The sequence below is a fragment of the Phyllobacterium sp. CCNWLW109 genome, assembly GCF_037203905.1.
In the GTDB taxonomy this organism is placed as follows: Bacteria; Pseudomonadota; Alphaproteobacteria; order Rhizobiales; family Rhizobiaceae; genus Phyllobacterium; species Phyllobacterium ifriqiyense.
On sequence record NZ_JBBCBK010000002.1, the window covers coordinates 286,517 to 302,602 of the forward strand.

12 protein-coding genes and 1 tRNA gene are annotated in these 16,086 nt (G+C 53.9%); 8 read left to right on the forward strand and 5 right to left on the reverse strand.

Annotated elements, in window-relative coordinates:
- The first annotated feature begins 4 nt into the window (after window positions 1–4).
- From V9K92_RS06690 to V9K92_RS06700, 3 genes are read left to right on the forward strand one after another with little or no spacing between them, the layout of a single operon-like run.
- Entirely contained in the window at window positions 5–1,150 is a 1,146-nt protein-coding gene (locus tag V9K92_RS06690; protein ID WP_115055258.1) for an ABC transporter ATP-binding protein, read from the forward strand.
- 13 nt (window positions 1,151–1,163) lie between these two features.
- Window positions 1,164–2,075, forward strand: coding sequence for an ABC transporter permease subunit (locus V9K92_RS06695; protein ID WP_307282883.1), 912 nt, complete (start codon window positions 1,164–1,166; stop codon window positions 2,073–2,075).
- 1 nt (window position 2,076) lies between these two features.
- Window positions 2,077–2,895 carry an ABC transporter permease subunit gene (locus V9K92_RS06700; RefSeq protein WP_115055256.1) on the forward strand — a complete coding sequence of 273 codons (819 nt, stop codon included), beginning with the start codon at window positions 2,077–2,079 and terminating at the stop codon, window positions 2,893–2,895.
- Between the two features lie 83 nt (window positions 2,896–2,978).
- On the opposite strand, the gene V9K92_RS06705 is transcribed toward V9K92_RS06700, so the two are convergent.
- The 3 genes from V9K92_RS06705 to V9K92_RS06715 form a co-directional block, all read right to left on the reverse strand.
- The gene (locus V9K92_RS06705) at window positions 2,979–4,871 is read right to left on the reverse strand and encodes an AsmA family protein (protein ID WP_307282886.1); all 1,893 of its coding nucleotides are present in this window, start codon (window positions 4,869–4,871) and stop codon (window positions 2,979–2,981) included.
- 268 nt (window positions 4,872–5,139) lie between these two features.
- Window positions 5,140–5,505, reverse strand: coding sequence for a hypothetical protein (locus tag V9K92_RS06710; RefSeq protein ID WP_337353624.1), 366 nt, complete (start codon window positions 5,503–5,505; stop codon window positions 5,140–5,142).
- A gap of 82 nt (window positions 5,506–5,587) precedes the next feature.
- Complete coding sequence (locus tag V9K92_RS06715) at window positions 5,588–8,659, reverse strand: histidine kinase dimerization/phospho-acceptor domain-containing protein (RefSeq protein WP_337353625.1); 3,072 nt, start codon at window positions 8,657–8,659, stop codon at window positions 5,588–5,590.
- A gap of 294 nt (window positions 8,660–8,953) precedes the next feature.
- On the opposite strand from V9K92_RS06715, the gene V9K92_RS06720 reads away from it, so the two are divergent.
- The gene (locus tag V9K92_RS06720; RefSeq protein ID WP_115055277.1) at window positions 8,954–9,409 is read left to right on the forward strand and encodes a phasin; all 456 of its coding nucleotides are present in this window, start codon (window positions 8,954–8,956) and stop codon (window positions 9,407–9,409) included.
- Window positions 9,410–9,691: 282 nt separating this feature from the next.
- Window positions 9,692–9,768, forward strand: a tRNA-His gene (locus tag V9K92_RS06725).
- Window positions 9,769–9,959: 191 nt separating this feature from the next.
- Here the strand turns inward: V9K92_RS06725 and V9K92_RS06730 are convergent.
- Window positions 9,960–10,685 (reverse strand): hypothetical protein, encoded by a 726-nt coding sequence (locus tag V9K92_RS06730; protein ID WP_337353626.1) that lies wholly within the window; start codon window positions 10,683–10,685, stop codon window positions 9,960–9,962.
- A 195-nt stretch (window positions 10,686–10,880) separates the two neighbouring features.
- Complete coding sequence (locus tag V9K92_RS06735; RefSeq protein WP_307282895.1) at window positions 10,881–11,960, reverse strand: AbrB family transcriptional regulator; 1,080 nt, start codon at window positions 11,958–11,960, stop codon at window positions 10,881–10,883.
- Between the two features lie 502 nt (window positions 11,961–12,462).
- On the opposite strand from V9K92_RS06735, the gene V9K92_RS06740 reads away from it, so the two are divergent.
- The 3 genes from V9K92_RS06740 to V9K92_RS06750 all read left to right on the forward strand — a co-directional run bounded on the left by V9K92_RS06740 (window position 12,463) and on the right by V9K92_RS06750 (window position 16,026).
- The gene (locus V9K92_RS06740; RefSeq protein ID WP_115055249.1) at window positions 12,463–13,140 is read left to right on the forward strand and encodes a response regulator transcription factor; all 678 of its coding nucleotides are present in this window, start codon (window positions 12,463–12,465) and stop codon (window positions 13,138–13,140) included.
- Complete coding sequence (locus V9K92_RS06745; protein WP_307282899.1) at window positions 13,130–14,536, forward strand: sensor histidine kinase; 1,407 nt, start codon at window positions 13,130–13,132, stop codon at window positions 14,534–14,536. The genes V9K92_RS06740 and V9K92_RS06745 overlap by 11 nt, the downstream gene beginning before the upstream one ends.
- Before the next feature lie 395 nt (window positions 14,537–14,931).
- Window positions 14,932–16,026, forward strand: a complete 1,095-nt coding sequence (locus V9K92_RS06750; RefSeq protein WP_115055247.1) for an extracellular solute-binding protein — start codon at window positions 14,932–14,934, stop codon at window positions 16,024–16,026.
- The last annotated feature ends 60 nt before the right edge of the window (window positions 16,027–16,086 follow it).

The window sequence follows — 16,086 nt, forward strand, 5'->3', positions numbered from 1 at the left end:
TATTATGAAGTCATTGGGAAGTTTTCGCCGCAAATTTGCACCCTGGAATGATCCGGAAGCAAAGCCCTTCATCGCTGTCGAGAACGTTACCAAGAGATTCGGCGATTTCACCGCGGTCGACGATCTTTCCCTGAATATCTACAATCGTGAGTTCTTTGCGCTGCTCGGCGCGTCGGGTTGCGGCAAGTCAACGCTGCTGCGCATGCTGGCTGGCTTTGAAACACCGACATCGGGCCGAATTTTGATTGATGGCCAGGATATGAGCGGCATTCCGCCGTATAAGCGTCCGGTCAATATGATGTTCCAGTCCTATGCGCTGTTTCCGCATATGACAGTCGAGGGCAATATCGCCTTTGGCCTCAAGCAGGATGGCATGCCCAAAAACGAGATCGAAGCCCGCGTTGCCGAGATGCTCAAACTGGTCAAGCTCGAACAATTTGCCAAGCGCAAGCCGCACCAGCTTTCTGGCGGGCAGCGCCAGCGCGTTGCCTTGGCGCGTTGTGTCGCCAAGCGGCCAAAGGTTTTGCTTCTGGATGAGCCTCTGGGTGCACTCGACAAGAAGCTGCGCGAGGAAACCCAGTTCGAACTCATGGACCTGCAGATGAAGCTTGGTCTGACATTCGTCGTGGTAACGCATGATCAGGAAGAGGCAATGACCATGTCAGATCGCATCGCGGTCATGGACAAGGGCAAGGTCAAGCAAGTGGCGACCCCTGCAGAAGTTTACGAAGCACCTAATTCGAAATTTGTCGCAGACTTTATCGGCAATGTGAATATGTTCGAGGGTACGGCGGCGGCGGTCGAAAAGGGCAAGATCGATATTGACGTTGCGACCGATAAAATGACGATCCGAACGGAGGCGACGCGCGACTGTTCTGTCGGGCAAACGGTCGGTTTCGCAATCCGGCCGGAGAAAATCAGAATCAGCCGTAAGGAGCCTGCAAACTCCTCAGTTAACACCGCTTATGGCGAGCTTTACGACATTGCCTATTTCGGTGACATGACAGTTTTCCATGTGCGGCTTGAAAATGGCCGTATCATCAAGGCGGCAAGCCTGAATGCAGTGCGCACGGTGGAAGACCCGCTTGGATATGAGGATATGGTCTGGGTCAATTTCGATACCGATGCCGGTATTCTTTTAACCGCGTGAGGAGGGCTATCCGATGCAAAAATTGATAGCATCTGTCACAAGCCGGTTGGTCATCAGCGTCCCTTATCTGTGGCTGCTGGTCTTCTTTCTTGTTCCATTCCTCATCGTATTCAAGATTTCCCTGTCCGAAGTGGCGATGGCCATTCCGCCCTATACGCCCGTGCTTGATATTACGGCGGGTATCAGGTCTGTCTTCAACAGCATATCGCAGTTCTCCTGGGATAATTATATCTGGCTGGTCGAGGATCCGCTTTACTATAAGGCCTATATTTCCAGCCTGCTCATAGCGGCGGTTTCGACGCTTCTGACACTCATCATAGGCTATCCAATCGCCTATGGCATGGCGCGCGCGCCTGCAAGCGTTCGCCCGACTCTGCTTATGCTTGTCATTCTTCCATTCTGGACCAGTTTTCTTATTCGCGTTTATGCGTGGATAGGCATTTTGAAGCCCGAGGGATTGCTCAATCAGTTTCTGATGTGGGCCAATGTCATCGATACCCCGCTGAATATTCTCAACACCAATACGGCGATTTTCATCGGTATCGTCTATTCTTATCTGCCGTTCCTCGTCCTGCCGATTTATTCGGCTTTGGAAAAGATGGATTATTCGTTGGTTGAAGCTGCCGAAGATCTTGGGTGCCCGCCGCTCATGGCGTTCTGGAAGATTACATTTCCACTCTCAATGCCCGGTGTCATTGCCGGTTGCTTCCTTGTTTTCATTCCGGCTACCGGCGAGTTTGTCATTCCTGATCTCTTGGGCGGCTCGTCTACGCTGATGATCGGCAAGACATTGTGGAGCGAATTCTTCTCAAACCGCGATTGGCCGGTGTCGTCGGCGGTTGCGGTTGTTCTGCTTTTGCTGCTGGTCGTGCCCATTGTGCTGTTCCAGCGGTCCGAAGCCAAAGCCCAGGAAAGCGGGAAATAAAATGAACACAACCTGGTCCCGCTTTAACATTGCTTCGCTGGTTTTGGGCTTTGCCTTTCTTTATCTGCCCATCGTTCTGCTGGTGATCTATTCGTTCAACGAGTCCCGTCTCGTCACCGTTTGGGCCGGTTTCTCGACCAAATGGTATGTATCGCTTTTCCACAACCAAGCCTTTATCGATGCGGCTTGGGTTACCATCCGTGTCGGCCTGATTTCGGCGACGTTTGCTACCATTCTTGGCACGCTCGGTGCGTTGGCGATGACCCGCTACACGCGCTTTCGCGGGCGCATGCTCTTTTCCGCGATGATCTATGCGCCGCTGGTCATGCCTGAAGTCATCACAGGTCTGTCACTGCTGTTGCTCTTTGTCGCCATAGGTCTCGACAGGGGCATTTTGACAGTCACGCTCGCGCATATCACTTTTTCCATGTGCTTCGTGGCCGTGGTGGTTCAGTCGCGCCTTGTCACCTTTGATCGTTCGCTGGAAGAAGCGGCGATGGACCTTGGCGCAACGCCCGTCACGACGTTCTTCAAGGTGACATTGCCGGTTATCCTTCCTGCTGTCGTCTCTGGCTGGATGCTTGCTTTCACCCTCTCGCTTGATGATCTGGTTATTTCCAGCTTCACTTCTGGACCAGGGGCAACCACCTTGCCGATGCGCATTTATTCGCAGGTGCGTCTTGGCGTGACACCGGAGATCAATGCTGCCTGCACGATCCTTATCGCCATTGTTGCTGTGGGAGTAATCATCGCTTCGATTGCCAATAAGCGCCGTGAGGTCAACCGCGCCCGCGATGAACAGGCCGCCGCACGGAATTGATGCAGGAAATGCTGTTGTTTGCAGCGTAAGTAAACAGCAAAAAAGCGCGAACCTTTCTCGCTCCACCAGAGGGGATAGGCGAATTATTGTGAAATGATTGGCGAGATGAATGGATTGTCCCACGAGCCGCCGATGAAGAACCGCGTATGATTGAACATAGGTTCCGGCTTTGGCGCATCAGCCGGCGCGCCTTCCGCAGGCGCGGGCGTAGCGATCGGTGCTGCGAAGTCACCGGTGAGTGCCAGGCTCTTGCTCACAAGCGTTACAATGCCTGCAAAGGTAAAGGTGCCAAGCTTGTTCTGGATTTGCGCCGTTTCGAGCGCCGCGACACCGTCCATGATATTTGCCTTAAGCTCCAGCCTGTCGAGACTAAGCCATGCATCGGTCTTTTCGTTCAGGCTGAAAAATCGATCTGTCTTTGCTTTGCTAAGCAAGCGATTGAGATCGAGACTACGGATTTGACCATTGCCGAAGCGCATGGATAGCGTGCCCTTGGCGCTGCTCAAGGCTGTGGACCAGCGTGTTATCGGCCCCTTCAGCACCAGTGACACGGTGCCCTTGCCAAGCTCAAAGCGATTTCCAAGTCCGAGCAGCGAGGCAATGGAAGCGCTGTTTACATCGGTTCCATTCAAGCGCAACTCCCCGGTTGTCCCGGCTTCAGGTTCGTCGGCAAGTTGGAAGCTTCCGGCAACCGAGCCGTCAAAAGCAGTGGCATCGCCAATGTCAAATATGGCGCGGCCATTCCGCACTTGTGCAGTCGCCGCCACCTTTGTCAGGCTGACATTGCCCGCCGTTGCCTTTTGCGCCGAAACCCGCAGATCAAGATTGAGCTGTTTAAGAAAGGCCGTGTTTATCTCAGCGTCGGAATTGGCTGAGCCATCCGGCAGCGGCATGATGCCGGAGAAAACCGAGCGAAGGTCCAACGTCTCGAATGCCAGCGTTCCATTGATACCAAGCGGAGTGCCCGTTGCCGCGTTATTCAGCGTGATTTCGATCACACCCTTTGCCGGATTGTCGTTCAGCGTGGCCGTCAGATTATCCAGTTTCACACGGGAAGAGGAGCCGGTAACGGAAGCATCAAGCGTAAAGCTGCCAATGGGCGCCGTCGGGATTTCCGCCATTCGGGACCATTCGAGCGTGCGTCGCAGCGATGGTGAGGTGAGGGATAGTGTCCCTTCAAAAAAACGGTCCTTGGCAATATTGGCGGAGCCATTGAAAGAAAGGGTCAATGGCGTCGAACTCAGATTGATCTGCATCGGGCTTGACCCGCCCGCCAGAAGCAGCAGCGCCTTGCTGGCAGAGCTGTCGATTTCAGTCTCTTCGCCATGCCAGATTGCTTTGCCCTGAAAGCTGGCAATGCCAGATGTCTGCGGCCAGTCAAACACACCGCTTATGCTTGAAATCTGTTCTTCAGCGCCGTTGATAGGCCTTTTGAACGTGACCATTGCATCTTCCAGCCGTACACGCCCGAATGGCTGCGACGACACTGTGCTCATATCCGGCTTGGCAGGGTTGGCCACGATAGCGGCCTTTGCCTCGCGCACGACATCGCCGATGCGCCCATCGCTCCTGGCAAGCGCTTCACCAATATCTGCAAGGCTTTTAATTGGCTCATCGAGGACAAACCGTGGCCTGATGATTTTGGTCTCGGTGAATTCGGTTTTTCCCATCAATGCCGAGAGCAGGGAAAGATCAACCTCGATCCGCTCTGCCTGCATGAAGGGTTGGCCTTCCGTAGCCCATGGGTTGCGGATGGTCACATTGCCCATTGACGCGGTGAATGTTGGAAAGAAGGAAATGTGAGGTTCTTGACTTGCTTCGACGCTGTAGCCAGTCCAGTTGCTGATTTCTTGAGCCAAACGCTCGCGAATGAGATCCGTGCTGACAAGGCTGGGCAAAGCAACGAGTATCCCACCGGCGATAAATGCCAATAGCAGGATTGTCGCCAAAAGGTTTCTCGGTCTCAGCCAGAACATGAGTATTCCGATTTACAGCCAGTGAGCCAAAGCTCATGGTGCTATTGCACTATCTATCAACGGTTTAGCCATCATGGGCAGCAATTCAAGTCGATAAAACGGCTTTGGCGCAATTTTATTGCCTAAGCTCCTGTTTAATCCCGTGCGCGCGCATTTTCAAATTGACAGGCGCGCGTCTGGTCGGAGAACGTAAGGACGGTAAGACCGTGATCTATTTAATTGCCGACGATCACGTCCTGAAGCTTATCGAGAATGCGATCGAGCAACATTAACCACCAAGTTTTTTTGAAAGGAATGAATTATGAGCAACTGCACTTTTCCGCATCACCACGATCATGATCACAAGCATGAACCTAATTGCGGCCACACCGCCATTCGTCACGGCGATCATGTGGACTACCTTCACGATGGCCATTTGCATCACCCTCATGGCGACCATATTGATGAGCACGTGCTTGAGGTAAGCGCTAGAAATCCTGATCGCTGCACACCGGAACATCATTGCTCGGGCCACGATGCTGACCATGTGCATGGTCCTGGCTGCGGCCACGAGGCCGTACCCCACGGGGATCATATTGATTATCTCGTGGATGGGCATTTGCATCATCCACATGGCGATCATTGCGATGATCATGGCCCCGTTGAAATCGTCGCTTGATCAATAAGGACCATACCCCTGCATATCAGCAGGGGTATCTTTATTCGAAGATGGAAGATTACTCGGCCAGCACCCGCGTTGAAGGGAACGTAATTTCGACCATCGTTCCGCGGCCCGGGCTGGAATCAATATTGAAACTCGCCCGGTTTGCTTCCGCCATCGCTTTGGTGAGCGGCAGACCGAGACCTGTTCCGTCGCTGCGAACATTCCCCGGTGTTGTAATCTGCTTGTAGGGGCGCAGAGCCTGCTCGACTTCCTGCCGGGTCATGCCGATGCCTGTATCGCGTACCCGCAGCAAAACATCGCCGCTGGCTTCATAGCTTGTCGAAACGATGACCTGCCCGCCGGGGCCGGTAAAACGCACGGCATTTGACAATAAATTCAGCGCGATCTGCGTGATGGAGCGGTTGTCCGCCACGATGTCCGGCAAGCGCGAGGTCAGGCTTGACCGGATAATGACGCGCTCGCGATTGGCTTGTGGCTGCATGATCGCGACAGCTTCCGTCAGGGCGTCGTTCAAGGAGACTGCCTCGAAATTCATCTCGACAGCGCCAGCCTCGATCTTGGAAATATCCAGAAGATCATTGACCAGCGAAAGCACGTGATTACCCGAGCGGCTGATATCGTGCAGATAGTCGCGGTAACGCTCGCTGCCGATGGGACCGAATTTTTCATCCGCCATCAATTCGGAAAAACCGATTATGGCGTTCAGCGGCGTGCGGATCTCATGGCTAATGCGAGCCAGAAATTCACTTTTCTGGGTGGACGTGCGTTCAGCCTCTCGCTTGGCGCTTAGCAGTTCTTCTTCCGCGCGTTTCCAGTGGGTTATGTCGCGCAGCACGACACAATATCCTTTGGAAGCGTCCAGCTTGCCGATTGTCATGAACAGCGGAATAAAACGCCCCTGACTTTCGCGGCCAATCACTTCGCGCCCATCATTCAGCAGGCTGGCAACACCATTATTGGAAAGGCTGTTGAGATAATCCATCGCCGCTCTTTGGCTTTCGATAGCGAACAGGAGCGAGAATGCTTTGCCGTTGACCTCTTCCGGTTCATAGCCAAACAGCGCGGAAGCAGAGTGATTGATCGAGCGGATGGAACCTGCGGAGTCAAGCAGGATCACACCATCGGTAGCCGTATCGAGAATGGCGTTGAGCTCATCGATCCGCGTCTGCAGCAGCAGTCGTTCGCTTTCGTCGAAATGATTGGCCTTTGTTTGGGGCGACAAAGCCAGAAGCAGGGCGCGTGACCCATCGCCGTTTTCATCATTCCAGCGCACTGCCTGTAAATGTGCTTCAACACGGAGCGTCGAAGCGTCATTGCGGCGCAAATTCATGCCGCTTTCATCCTCGTCTTCGCCTTCAGGGCCGTCGGCGAAAAGGGTGCTTAATCCGCCAGCGGCATTGATTTCTTCTGCACTCTCATAAGCCGTCGCATCAAGCATGGCTTTGTTGGCATAAAGAATCTGGCCTTCACGATGGATCAAAACAGCAAGCGGCAAGGCTGCCAGAATCGATGTGTCGACGCCCTGGCGCACCTGCTCGCGAATGTCGCTGGCAAAACTCTTCGACGGCGCGTCAGCGGCAAATCCGGGCCCAACAATCTCGGCTTCAGGCACCTTGGCTTTCGCGGCTACAGGCTTCGTTTTTTCTTCCCGATCAGTAACGGCTTCCTCTGCGTTAACAGAAGCGGGCTCAAGAACCTCCCGGCGCAGCCTCTCGGCAATCTCACGAAATGCATTGCGTTCTGCATCATTCAAGCGGCCATCATTCTGCAAGGGCCGCTGGGTTTTCAGCGCTACAACATTGCTGGGCTCTGACGATGCGGTGGCAAGAGCCGGCGGTTCGCCCCCAAATGAATCGGGCTCGCTGGCAGCTATCGGATGGACCGAAGTTTCCAGCCCGCTCGAGTCCAATGGCGTGTCGATGACGGTCAAGTCCTCAACGACCTCTGCCATTTTGGCTACACCAAAGCCGCGAAAGCCCAAAAAGACCCGCTCACGCGAATAGATGGGCAATGCTGCAAGTTCAATTGGCACACGCAGATTGGTGCCCTCGATTGGCCAAAGCACGGCCCGCCCTGACCATGTATCGCGCCGTTCAAGCAGCCCGGCTATTTCACCATCCGCATCAAAACCATATTGGGCGGACACGTCGCGAAAAGATTTGCCGATAATATCGGCTGAAACCGGCCCGACTGCTGCCGCGAATTCCGGCGAAATCTCGCTGAAATTGGCCTGCGCATCCACTTTCCAGACAAAACGGGCGGATGTGTCACTGGGCCTGTATTGAAACGCCTCGGAAACTGGTTCGCTCTCGCTTGATCTTACTGCCGTCTGTTTATCTTCGGCAGTTATGGCAGGCGCAATCGGTTCGAATGGCAGACTTGCCTGCGGCACGTCCTTCACTTCGGCATCTGGAACAGGTGCAGCGGGGATCACATTCTCGGCAGGCGCCACCAGCCCGACATTCTCAGGTTCGATAGCCAGCAATAAATGCAGGGCAGGGCTATCAGTCAGCCGGGCTATACCTGTCGGCACAATACCCTTTATCGTCGTGACAGCGCGCTTCACCAGCCGATTACGCTCATGGCGGACTTCCCGCACCAGGTCGCCAAGGCTCTTGTCATTAAAGCCAAGCGCTGAAAATTGTTGCGATGCTGCGATGACAGCGCCTGATCCATCGACCATGGCGGCATGGGTTGTTTCGTCACCAAAGCCTTTTATCGCCAGAGCTGCGATCTGCTCCTCGGAACTCACGCGGTCATTATTGGCGATTGAAAGCACGATAGCCTGTTCGCCGCGCGGCAGAATAATATCGCTGGCCTGAAAGGTTAGAATGCGGCTGGTCAGCCCGAATGCAATGCGAAGCGAGACGCTGCGCCCATGCCCGATGGAAGGAAAGCCGTCCAGCGCCTTCAGCTGCCGCTGTGCCTGAACGCCCAGCACCGTGCCAGCAGTCAATATATCATCAACTGTCGCATAGCCGAGCATGGAGGCGCCTTGGCCATTGGCCCAGATGACATTTGCAAGATCGGGTGAAATGACCACAAGCGCATCGCCATTGGCAAAGTGCTCGCGAATTTCATCGAGAACGGCAATGTCGATGAACGGGTATGTTCCAGACGCCATTATTGTTTAGCAGCTCCGTAGCGGACCACCGCATCCATGCGACGTCCTTAATACTTTATTAATAATAGCCACAACGGCGCGCGTCCACTGGCTGCCTCTTATCTGCCAGCTCTTTCTCTTGGTTTAGTTAACTTCGATCAGCGCCTTTTAATGGTCCCCAGAATAATTTCCTTGGAAAATCAACGGGAAATGGTGCGCTGCAAGAAAAATGTTGCAATGCACAATAAATGTATTATATTCGGCCTATCAAATCACTTGCAGAGACAAACATCTGCACCAAGGAAGGGCTTTATTATGAGCAAGACTGCTAAACAGACTGCCGACGCATTTGCAATGCCTGCCTTCGATGCTACCGCTGTAACCGATCAGGTTCGCGAATTCACCGAAAAGGGTGTTGCCCAGTCCAAGGAAGCCTATGCCAAGATCAAGGATCAGGCTGAAGCTGCACAGAAGACTCTTGAAACAACTTTCGAAACTGCCCAGTCCAATGGCACTGCTCTTTCGTTGAAGGCGCTTGCTGCCCTGCGCACCAACACAGAAGCTGGCTTTGCACATATCGAAGCTCTGTTCGGCGTAAAGTCGTTCGGCGAAGTTATCGAACTGCAGACTGCATTTGTTCGCAAGCAGGCTGAAGCAATCTCCGGCCAGGCCAAAGAGCTTCAGGCCGTTGCTTCCAAGGCAGTTGAAGAAATCTCCGCACCGGTCAAGTCGGCTGTAGAGAAGGCAATCAAGGACGTAAAGGTAGCCTGATAAGGCACCTGCGGATCGCAATTTTTGCCTGCAAAGGCGTTAGGCGATCCAGATATTCTCCAGCGGCATTCCTCCTCCCAGCCGCCGGAGACGCGAGAACCGGCATCTCCTCCCAGCCATTCTCGCATTTATGGAAAAGGCCGGGTCCTCCCCCCGGCCTTTTTTCTTTTCTGGAGGTAGCTTGGCGTTTTTTTGGGAATGTCCCTGCCTTTTGTTGCATCAAGCGCTTGCAAAAAGCATCAATTCTCCGTATGTGACGCCAAGTCAAAAACTTGACGGTGTGCGGTCGTAGCTCAGTTGGTTAGAGCGCAGGATTGTGGCTCCTGAGGTCGGTGGTTCGAATCCACCCGTCCGTACCATTTTTCCCACATTATCAAAGATCATTCCTGCCGATCAGCTCCGTGCGCTTTGCCCAGGTCGTGTGGCACATAAAAGTGTTCCGTTGAAATCACTCAAAAGCATTTGATGCCCTTCCAACAAATGGTGGAGTGACCCAACAATACCGTTAAGTATGTTGCAAGTTTCGCCTATCTGTTCATGCCGCCTAAAGTCAGGCCGCCGAAACTCTCAAGTTCAGGATAGGACTATCGTGTTCCGTCCACCTGATCACGGCGTACCAGAATGAATAATACGCATTCATGAGGGCGACGGCATCCTCATTCTTGACCCTTTGTCTAACTGCGATCGTCATACACGAAGCCGTTGCTGCAGCCATGTGCCTCGCTATGTCATAACTTATCGCGATGATGCGCGGCTCGTCTGGGAAGGGACCTACGATTGTCAGGTCATTTGGGGAAATTGAATGATGACGACCCGGGTCGACGTGTGTTCCATGACCTGAATATAGGTTGTAAGCTGCTCGCCTGTACTCGACCGTCGAACTGTCTCGTTCTTCAAGCATTTGACGCACTTTGATAGGCTTGAATTGAGATTTTCTCTCTTTTTCCGAGGATTCTATCCAACGGATAAATTGCGTATTGTCTCGTTGAAACAAATCCAGCAGCAACGCCACTTCAAGAATATCCCGCAAACCCGCGATCGCCGGTTGGTAATACCCAGCTAGTGCAGAATCGCCCGCTGCACCTGCGGAGTTGATCAGGCGCACCGCCAAGCGGCACAGATTAATCTGCAGATCAGTCGTAAAAGATGCTGTGTATGCGCATGCCTTTAGGGCGTCGACGGCCAGTTGCACCATCATGATGTTCGCTTGCGCAGGATTGCTTGCCGCAATGTGCTTCAAATTCTCCTTCACGACATCAGAAGTATCTAGGAACATGCGTTTACTCTGCCTAGCTTAATCGCCGTGACCATATGCGCTTAATCTGTTGCTAACTCAATGTGGGATGAAAGCAGACAGTACCGTGGGCCACATAGCGCGCCGCATCAATTGTTGGGGTATCGAAACAAGCCAGTAAGTTTGGCATCACGAAGTACGGTAAAGCGATCGGTCCGTACCATTTTTCCCACATTATCAAAGATCATTCCTGCCGGTCAGCCCCGTGCGCTTTGCTATGAAGCGGGCGATGGCCGGGCCCGTTACCAGCACGATGAGAAAACGCGCTGTTTGCATTGCCATGACGAATGGCAGATCCACATCGCTTGAGGCGGCAATAATAGCGATGGAATCGGCACCGCCCGGGCTGGTGGCAAGATAGGCTGTTAGCGGGTCAATATCGGCGAAATAAACCAGCAAGGCTGCAATGCCGCCGCATATGGTGATGAGTGTAAGGATGGATGCAACCACGCGGGGCAGGGCGCGCGCTGCATGAACGAGGATCGGCCGCGTAAAGCGTGAGCCGATGTTCCAGCCGATCAGCGCATAGCTGGCTGCAAGCATCCAGGGCGGCAGTACGATGGTCATCAGGCCGGTATTGTGAAGAATAATGCCGAGAATCATCGGCACCAGCATTGGTCCAGCCGGGATACGCAACCTGACCGCGAGCCAACTTCCTCCTATGATCAGAATCAAGGTCTGGCCAAAGCCTAACCAGTCGAGTGGTGGGAACCAGATGAATTCAGGTGCTGCGGCGACCGGACCTGTTATCCACATGCGAGAAACGAGCGAGGCGATCACTGCTACGAAAACAACGCGCAGATATTGCATGAAGGCGACGAGGCGGATATCCGCGCCATAGGCTTCGGCCATCAGGGTCATCGCGGCAGCTGCACCCGGCGACGAACCCCAGACTGCCGTCGTACCTGGCAGTACCTGCCAACGTGCGAGAAACCAGCCGAGCGTGTTGCTGGCAAAAATTACAGATGCAATGACCATCAGGAAAATCGGCCAGTCATGCACCATTTCTTTCAGCGTCGAGGGTTCGATACTATGGGCAATAAGACAACCGATTACACCTTGAGATAGGATGAAAGGACGTACCGGAACACGAATGGCGCCTTCAGCCGCCGCAATCGCAATCGCCGCTGCCATGGGGCCAAGAAGCAGCGCTGCGGGGAGGCGCATGGCCTGAAAAATTACAAAAAAGAGCAGGGATAGGGCAAGCAGAGCCAGCCATTGCAACCCTGGCGAGCGGCTGCTCAAATTCATGCGCATTGTCTGTGAGTCCTAGCCTGTTTTGAAATTGCAGAATAATACTCTGAGTGCCGCCGTCCAGCCCTGAAGAGTTTCGCATTAGACGAATTGACACTTTAGCAATGGTCGATGAGATGCTATATTTGTTCTTGGAGTGGGGCGAACTTTCGTCCGCCCCTTTCCTCATTTCGTAAAGTGAACCCGGATCGTGAGTGACCAGCTCGTCCGGGTTCTTTTTACGATGAGGGTAATGCTAAGCGGTTTTGGCCACATAGCTTACCTCCAAGTTTGAGAGCAAGGCTGATGCCGCAGTCAAGGAAGCCAATCTTCCTTGATGCACTGGCTGGCTCAATGCTGCTGCTTCTGCGCTCAAAATCGAATAAGCGTCTGACCCATCGCCTGAATTCATACGCGCTGCAACGAATGCAGGGTTGCAATCATCTATGCTGGCTGGGTTGAGCAGTTGCGCGGGCGGCAATCGATACTGTTTGCGGGCTTTCCTGTTTCGTGCCAATGAAACACCATGCGCATATTGCTGGTAGAAGACACGCACGATGTGGGAGAAGCGATCGTCAAGCGCTTTGAAGCGACTGGCCATGCCGTCGATTGGGAAACCAACGGGCGCAATGCGGCGGAAATAATTGATTTTACCGAATACGCGCTCATCATTCTTGACGTCATGCTGCCGGGCATGGACGGTTTTGAAATTCTCAAATCCATCCGCAAATCGGGAAATGCCGTTCCCGTGCTGATCCTCACGGCCAGATCGGAAATTGACGACCGCGTGAGCGCACTTGATCTTGGCGCGGACGACTATCTGGTCAAGCCATTCGACTTCCGCGAATTGGAGGCCCGTGCCCGCGTTTTAATGCGTCGCCATGGTGGCGGGGAAGCGACCAACCTTATCAAATGCGGCGATATTGCCGTGGATCGCGCCACGCGTTCTGTCCATGTGGGCAAGCGTGAAATACAGTTGAAGCGGCGCGAGCTGACTTTGCTGGAGGTATTGGTCGCCAGACCGGGCCGCGTTTTCAGCAAGGATGAATTGCTCGACCAGATTTTCGGATTCGATGAGGCGGCCAATGCCAATGCCATCGAACTCTATATTGGCCGTTTGCGCAAAAAACTTGATGGAGCCAAAGCCCGCATCGTCACTGTTCGCGGCTTGGGTTATCAATTGGTGTCCGGCGATGCTGCCTGAAATGCGCGCAACCCAACCTTCGCTGTTCGCGCGCCTTGCAAGGCGCATTTCGCTGGTTCTTGGTGTTGGGGCAGCTCTGCTGGTCAGCGCCGCCTGGTATTATGCCGACACCGCCGCGGACAAGGCCTATGACCGTCTGCTTGTGGGCGCTGCGCTGCAAATGGCGGAAAGCCTGGCAGTTGAAGATGGAAAGCTCAGTGTTCGCCTTCCGGCCTCGGCTTTCGAGCTCCTCGGTCTTGCCGATCGTGACCGGATTTTCTACCGCGTCATCGATACCAATGGCGAAACGCTTACCGGCTATGACGACCTTGAGAGTCCGCGCGCTCCGGAAAGCAATGATGATGCAATGCGTGTCGAAGAGGGCACTTATAAGGGAGAGGATGTTCGCATTACCCGCGCCACCCGCGTTCTCGCTGATCCAGCCGTTACGGGCCGCGCCTATGTCATCGTCGCACAGACCAATGAAGCGCGATCGGCATTGACCCGCGAACTCACTTTGCGCGCGACTATATTGGTGATCGTCATGAGCCTTCTGGCATTTGTCGGGGCCATGCTTGCCATTCGTTATGCGCTCAAGCCTGTCGAACATTTGGGGACGGAAGTCCGCGGCCGCGATCCGCATGATTTGACACCAGTTTCTGTCGATGTGCCGCGCGAACTTGATCCATTTGTCGGTTCAATCAATCATTTCATGGGTCGTCTTGGTGAGCGGGTCGACCTGCTGCAGCGCTTCATCGCCGATGCCGCTCATCAGATACGCACCCCGCTTACCGCACTTAATGCCCAGATTGATCTGCTTGGTTCAGGGAAAATGAGTAAAGCAGACCGCCAGCATTTTGATCGTGTCAAGGAACGCACGGACGAGTTATCCCGCTTGACCAATCAATTGCTCAGCCATGCCATGGTTGTTCATCGCGCCGATTCTGTGCAACTGGAACCGATCAGTCTCGTTGATGTGGCTCGGCGCGCTTGGCGTGCGGCTGTGCCCATTACTGTTGATCCGGATATTGTCGTTTCCTTCGAGGCGCCGGAGAACCGCCCCTTTGTCCTGGGCGATGCGGTCAGCCTTCGCGAGGCGATTGTCAACGTCATTGATAATGCGCTGCGTCATGGCACTCGTAATCGTCTGGAAGTGCGGGTCAATGCGGACCAAACGCACGCCTTTGTCGAGGTCGAAGATGATGGGCCAGGCATCCCACCGGAAGGGTGGGAAAAGGCGATGCAGCGTTTCTCGACCTCGAAATCGCACGAAGGCGGCTCCGGACTCGGCTTCGCGATCGCACAGGAAGTTGCCAAGGCCCATGGCGGAAGCCTGAGTTTCCGTCCACGCAATGAACGCGGTTTCGTTGTGGTTTTAACACTGCCGCTCCACCAGAAAGAGCAAACCGCAGATTAGTCCTCACCATTGCTTATAAAAAAGACAGGCCCTGAAGAGCCTGCAAGTTGCCGCAGCGGGGACCAGGTTGCGGGGGAGCTGTGATGGGATCATACAGCCACCTTCAAATCTGCCATTGGCTCCAACTTTGTGCGTGGTTCGACGGGCTCACCATGAGGAAGGTTGAGGACTGCAAAAACCGTCTTCAATGCGGAATTAAAGTTCTCGCCAAACTTATGAGCGAGATTGGGATTGTACTACGCGCTAACAGTACGAGTTCCTTGCCAATCTCCACTTTCCTCATGGTGAGCCCCGTCGAACCACGCATAACGCCCTTACCATCCTGAGCTTGTCTTGCGCTTTAGAACAGCAACCTCGTATATGTCTATATTGGCAACTTGGCTGGGAGCCGGAAGATGATCAAACGCCTATGTGTTGCGCTAGCCGCAGCATTCATTGCGGCGCCCGCCTTTGCCGCAGATAATACAATCCGCTTTCCTGCCTTGCAGACAGAAACCGGTCGCTTGACCATTTATTCGGCCACAGACCTTGTTGTCATGAAGCCGTTGATTGATGACTTTCAAACCATTTGGCCGGACGTAACTGTCGACGTTATCGATTACCTGACCAATGAACTCAGCGTGCGTGCTGCCGAGGCCTGCCGCAAACAGCAGCCGCTCGGCGATCTTCTGCTGTCATCATCCGTGGATCAACTTGTGAAACTGGCCAATGATGGCTGTGCAACGGCCCATACCTCACCCGAAACCGCCCGCGTTGCCGACTGGGCAAATTGGAGGGATGAGGTTTTTGGGTTCACTTACGAACCGGCCGTCTTTGTATATAATAATGTCAAGGTGCCGCCGGGCGACGTGCCGCGCACCCATGTCGAGCTTGCAGATCTGCTGCGCGAGAAACTCGATACCTATCGCGGACGTGTCGGAACCTATGATATCCGCCTGTCCGGCATTGGATATTTGTTGGCATTTAATGATGCCCGTCAGACAACAGCCGTGTTTGGCCGGTTGCTGGAAGGCATGGCGCGCGCCTCTGCCGTGGCTCGTTGCTGCACGGGCGAAATCCTTGAGGAAGTTGCCAAGGGCAATCTCTATATCGGCTATAATATGCTCGGTTCCTATGCCTATGAGGCGGCACGTCGCTATCCGCAATTAAAAGTTGTCGTTCCTCGTGATTACACTTTGGTGTTGAGTCGTGGTGCCCTGATTCCGAAAGGCGCGAAACGTGCCGATCTTGCCGCAAGATTTCTGGATTATCTCCTCTCGCAGCAGGGGCAATCGGTTGCAAAAAACAATGCGTTTTACTTTACCGAAACCGGCAGCCTGCCGCCCGGTGTTGATGGCCCGCAAAACTTGAAGGAGTCGGGTATTGCGCAGCCGATCCGCATTGGACCTGCCTTGCTGGCGGTGCAGGACAGAGCGCAACGTCAGCGTTTCATTGATGATTGGTCGCAATCACTGATTGAACTGAACAGCCCGTCATGGAATCGGGAATAGATAAAACGGTTTTGGAAAATCAATGTTTGCTTTTAGCTAACTGTAAGCCCTGTCTCAGAC

Coding starts and splice junctions, on each gene's coding strand:
- V9K92_RS06740 (WP_115055249.1), top strand. CDS start 12,463: ATGCGCATATTGCTGGTAGAAGACACGCACGATGTGGGAGAAGCGATC.
- V9K92_RS06720 (WP_115055277.1), top strand. CDS start 8,954: ATGAGCAAGACTGCTAAACAGACTGCCGACGCATTTGCAATGCCTGCC.
- V9K92_RS06690 (WP_115055258.1), top strand. CDS start 5: ATGAAGTCATTGGGAAGTTTTCGCCGCAAATTTGCACCCTGGAATGAT.
- V9K92_RS06735 (WP_307282895.1), bottom strand. CDS start 11,960: ATGCGCATGAATTTGAGCAGCCGCTCGCCAGGGTTGCAATGGCTGGCT.
- V9K92_RS06745 (WP_307282899.1), top strand. CDS start 13,130: ATGCTGCCTGAAATGCGCGCAACCCAACCTTCGCTGTTCGCGCGCCTT.
- V9K92_RS06750 (WP_115055247.1), top strand. CDS start 14,932: ATGATCAAACGCCTATGTGTTGCGCTAGCCGCAGCATTCATTGCGGCG.
- V9K92_RS06710 (WP_337353624.1), bottom strand. CDS start 5,505: ATGATCATCGCAATGATCGCCATGTGGATGATGCAAATGCCCATCCAC.
- V9K92_RS06705 (WP_307282886.1), bottom strand. CDS start 4,871: ATGTTCTGGCTGAGACCGAGAAACCTTTTGGCGACAATCCTGCTATTG.
- V9K92_RS06695 (WP_307282883.1), top strand. CDS start 1,164: ATGCAAAAATTGATAGCATCTGTCACAAGCCGGTTGGTCATCAGCGTC.
- V9K92_RS06700 (WP_115055256.1), top strand. CDS start 2,077: ATGAACACAACCTGGTCCCGCTTTAACATTGCTTCGCTGGTTTTGGGC.
- V9K92_RS06730 (WP_337353626.1), bottom strand. CDS start 10,685: ATGTTCCTAGATACTTCTGATGTCGTGAAGGAGAATTTGAAGCACATT.
- V9K92_RS06715 (WP_337353625.1), bottom strand. CDS start 8,659: ATGGCGTCTGGAACATACCCGTTCATCGACATTGCCGTTCTCGATGAA.